Source organism: Streptomyces sp. NRRL S-495, assembly GCF_000966955.1.
Taxonomy (GTDB): Bacteria; Actinomycetota; Actinomycetes; order Streptomycetales; family Streptomycetaceae; genus Kitasatospora; species Kitasatospora purpeofusca.
The window spans coordinates 1-2,717 of record NZ_JZWY01000706.1 but is presented as its reverse complement, the minus strand read 5'-3'; the positions used below and the strand labels follow the sequence as shown (position 1 = coordinate 2,717).

The following is a 2,717-nucleotide window of genomic DNA, read 5'->3' as shown; positions in this document are numbered from 1 at the left end:
GGCCTCCGGTACCACCGCGGCGACCGGTGGCGGCTCGAGCGGCAACCCGTCGGCCGCCACCGGTCCGTCGGCCTCGCGGCCGTCCGGCCCGCCGAGGGCCGAACCGGTGCGGGCCGACCCGCCGGTGAAGTTCACCCAGGTCGTCGCCGGCAGCGGCGACGCCGATGTCCGGCCCCTCGTGCTGGACGGCCTCGACGTGGTCTCCGTGGTGGGTATGGAGAGCCTGGTCTCCTACGATGTCCGTGACGGCAAACAGACCGCTGAGATGACCTCCCGCGGGAAACTCCCCGAGGGGTCGTTGTACGGATGGTCGACCTGGATGTCCGGGGGCCTCGAACCCGCACGCCCCGCCGTGGGCACCTCGGGCGGGAAGCGATACGCGGTGGCCGCCTTCCCACTGACCATCACCGGCCGGGGCACCATCTCCGACCACTACGGTGTCGAGGTCGACATTCTCGACCTCGACACCCACAAGGAGGCCGGCCGGGTCACCATCGACGGCGACACGATCGGCAAGCAGGTACCCGCCGTCGCGGGCATTGCCGCAGGCCGGGCCCTCGTGGTCGCCGCCAGCCTGTCCGGCCCTCCCACCAGCTACGCGATCGACCTGGCCACCGGCACGGTCGCCTGGAAGGCGGCGAACTACGAGGCCCAGGTGCTCCAGGGCGACACCGTCGTCGGGGTCTCCTCCCTGACCGGGGGTTGGGACACCTACTTGCACCACACGCCCCTGGAGGTCAGGGCACTCTCGACGACTGACGGCGCGATCCGCTGGAAGGCTCTGACCGGCGAGGTCCAGACGAATCTGTCCGTGTTCGCCACCGACAAGATCCTCGCCCGCGGGGAGCGGGAGCCCACCCTGCTGTCCACCGGGACCGGGGAGAGCCTGCCCCTGCCGGCGCTGACCGAGAAGTACACGTTGGACACCAGCAGCTGCCGGTTCGACGGCCGTGCCACGACCGTGTGCCGAGCCACTGGTACGGACGGTGGACAGTTGCTCGGCATCGACGCGGCCGGGGTCACCGTCCTGTGGCAAATCGTGTCCTCGGCCGGCGCTGGGGCACGGGTGGCGCCCTCAGTCACGGCCGTCTGGCACGGAGCGGTCTACGGCCGAGCCCAGAACGGCAAGAACGTGGTGCTGGACGCCCGGACGGGACAGGACCGCGAGTACGAGCCGGGCACGGCCCCCGACCACGTCAACGAGTACGCCGCCCTGTCGGGGGACACCTTCTACCTCTCGGCGGGCTGAACCGGCCCGCGGGCCCGCCCCACCGGGTGACCGTCCGCCCGACCCCCCGGCCGCCTGTGCGGCGGCCGGGGGCCAAAGCCGGACGACTGCCCGGGACGGGTCAGCTCTCCTCGGCGCGACGGCGGCGGGACACCACGACCAGAGCCGCACCGGCGGCGAGCGCCGCGGCGGCGCCGCCGGCCTCCAGGCCGAGGCCCTCGGTACCGGTGGCCGCGAGCTGGCCGGAGCCGACGGTCGCGGTGGTGGTCCCGGTGGTCCCGGTGGTCGTCCGGGTGACGGCGGCGGTGCCGGTGGCCGTGCCCGTGCCCGAGGTGGTGCGGGCAGCGGCCTGGACGACCTGGCCGCCGGCGGCGGAGGTCTGGGCCGCCGGGGCGGCCGGGGCGGTGGTCGGCTGCTCGGTCGGCCGGACCGTCGGCTCGGTGCCCGGCTTGGCCGCGGCCTCGTCCTCGGCCCGCGCCTTGGCCCAGCCTTCGAGGAGGAAGGTCGCCACAGCCTGCTCGTTGCCGTCCAGCGCGGCGAGCGCGGCCTTCTTGACGGCCGGTCCGCCGGTCTCGGCGATCTGTGCGACCTGCGCCCGGTTGTCCTTCGCGCGGGCCGTGTACTGGCCCTCCTGGAGGAACTTCACGACGTCCGCGTACGAGCCGTCCATCGCGGCGTTCGCGGCAGCCCGCACCTCGGGACCGCCCTTGGCCATGATCTGGCTGAGCGCCACCCGGGCGTCGTGCTCACGCTGGACGGGGAGCTCAGTCTCCACGAAGTGCCGCAGCGCGGCCGGCGTCCCGGTGTCCAGCGCCTTCTGGCCCGCCTCCCGCACGCCCGGGCCGGTGGCCGGGTCGGCGAGCAGCCGCTCGATCTCGGCCCGGTCGTCCTGCGCGCGGGCCGCGTGCTGACCCTCCTTGAGGAATGCGACCAGGTCCTCGTACGAGCCCCGCAGCGCGGTCTCGGCGGCCTTCTTGACCGCCGGGCCGCCGACACCGAGGATCCGAACGGTATCCACCCGGCAGTCGATGTAGCGGGCGTTCTGGAGGCCGGTGGTCAGGAACTCCCGCAGCGCGGCGGCGGTCCCGGCGGCCAGCGCCTTCTCCGCGGCCTCGCGCACGGACACGCCGCTGGCCTTGTCGGCGAGGATCCGCCGGACCTCGGCCCGGTCCAGGTCCTCCTGGCCCGCGTCGGTCGGCGCGGCGTCGGGGGTTCCGGCGGAACCGGTGTCAGGCCCGGAGGCCCCGGTCGGCCGGGGCGCGTCGGCCGCCGAGGCCAGGACGGCGGCCGCGACCACGGCGGACACCTTGGGAAGCTTCATCCGGCAGACCTTGCTTCGTGCGAAGACATCGTGAACGCACGAAGCATAGGGCCTTCAAACGGATCTTCACACCACCATATTTACGGCTCACGAGCACCGGGCGTCGCGGGCCCGCGACGCCACCCGCCCGACTCCGCCTGACTCTCCCTCAATGCTCAGGAAGCAGAG

At 73.6% G+C, this 2,717-nt stretch carries 2 protein-coding genes; one reads left to right on the top strand and one right to left on the bottom strand.

The features are described 5' to 3' along the window. Positions 1 to 1,249 (top strand): PQQ-binding-like beta-propeller repeat protein (locus VR45_RS31335; protein ID WP_045943260.1); only part of this gene is annotated, 1,249 nt, incomplete at its 5' end. A gap of 100 nt (positions 1,250 to 1,349) precedes the next feature. Here VR45_RS31335 and VR45_RS31330 read toward each other — a convergent pair. After that, complete coding sequence (locus VR45_RS31330; RefSeq protein WP_045943259.1) at positions 1,350 to 2,549, bottom strand: ALF repeat-containing protein; 1,200 nt, start codon at positions 2,547 to 2,549, stop codon at positions 1,350 to 1,352. Positions 2,550 to 2,717: the final 168 nt, after the last annotated feature.